This is a genomic window from Nocardiopsis sp. RV163, from assembly GCF_001029525.1.
Classification (GTDB): domain Bacteria; phylum Actinomycetota; class Actinomycetes; order Streptosporangiales; family Streptosporangiaceae; genus Nocardiopsis; species Nocardiopsis dassonvillei.
Genome location: NZ_LEKI01000340.1, coordinates 1 through 1,283 on the forward strand (window position 1 = coordinate 1; position 1,283 = coordinate 1,283).

General features: G+C 70.8%; 1 protein-coding gene. It reads left to right on the top strand.

The features are described 5' to 3' along the window. The first annotated feature begins 213 nt into the window (after window positions 1-213). Window positions 214-1,272 (top strand): threonine synthase, encoded by a 1,059-nt coding sequence (gene thrC / locus ABD54_RS26585; protein ID WP_200904200.1) that lies wholly within the window; start codon window positions 214-216, stop codon window positions 1,270-1,272. The last annotated feature ends 11 nt before the right edge of the window (window positions 1,273-1,283 follow it).

Consider the following 1,283-nt stretch of genomic DNA (forward strand, 5'->3'; position numbering starts at 1 on the left):
TCCGTCGTCCCCACCAGCTACGAGTCTATGACCCCGCCCTCCCCTGTGTCCGTATCATGAGACATCCGACCGCGATTCGAGATAGTGCGGGCGGGGTCATAGACTCGTAGCTGGTGGGGACGACGGACGCGCCGCCGGGCCGTCCTGGAGACCCGCCGATCCCACCGCGCGTCAAGCGAAGCCGCATCCACCCGAAAGGGACAAGTCGTGAGCATGGCACGGGCGTGGCGAGGCATCGTCGAGGAGTACCGCGACCGCCTCCCCGTCAACGAGAGCACCCCCGTTGTCACCCTCCAGGAGGGCGGCACGCCCCTGCTGCCCGCCACGCGCGTGTCCGAGCTCACGGGCTGCGAGGTCTTCCTCAAGGTCGAGGGGCTCAACCCCACCGGGTCCTTCAAGGACCGCGGCATGACCATGGCCATCACCAAGGCCGCCGAGGACGGCGCCAAGGCCGTCATCTGCGCCTCCACCGGCAACACCAGCGCCAGCGCCGCCGCCTACGCCATCCGCGCGGGCATGACCTGCGCCGTGCTGGTGCCCCAGGGCAAGATCGCCATGGGCAAGCTGGCCCAGGCCCTCGTCCACGGCGCCCGCCTGCTCCAGGTCGACGGCAACTTCGACGACTGCCTCGAACTGGCACGCAAGCTCAGCGTGGACTACCCGGTCGCCCTGGTGAACTCGGTCAACCCCTACCGCCTCCAGGGGCAGAAGACGGCCGCCTTCGAGATCGTCGACGCCCTCGGCGACGCCCCCGACGTCCACTGCATCCCCGTGGGCAACGCGGGCAACATCACCGCCTACTGGATGGGCTACACCGAGTACTCCAGGGACGGGATCTCCACCCGCGACCCGCGCATGCTCGGCTTCCAGGCCAGCGGCTCCGCGCCCATCGTCGACGGCGCGCCCGTCACCAGCCCGAGCACCATCGCCACCGCCATCCGCATCGGCAACCCCGCCTCCTGGAAGCTGGCAGAGCAGGCCCGCGACGAGTCCGGCGGCCTCATCGACAAGGTCACCGACCGCCAGATCATGGCCGCCTACAAGCTCCTCGCCGCAGAGGAGGGCGTGTTCGTGGAACTGGCCTCCGCCGCCAGCGTCGCCGGCCTGCTCCAGTCCGTCCAGGCGGGGCTGGTCGAGCCCGGCAGCCGCGTGGTGTGCACCGTGACCGGCAACGGCCTCAAGGACCCCGACTGGGCGCTGGCCGGAGCCTCCTCGGCCATCACCGTCCCGGTCGACGCCCTCGCCGCGGCCCAGGCCCTCGACCTGGCCTGACCCGCCCGCTC

Coding starts and splice junctions, on each gene's coding strand:
- thrC (WP_200904200.1), top strand. CDS start 214: ATGGCACGGGCGTGGCGAGGCATCGTCGAGGAGTACCGCGACCGCCTC.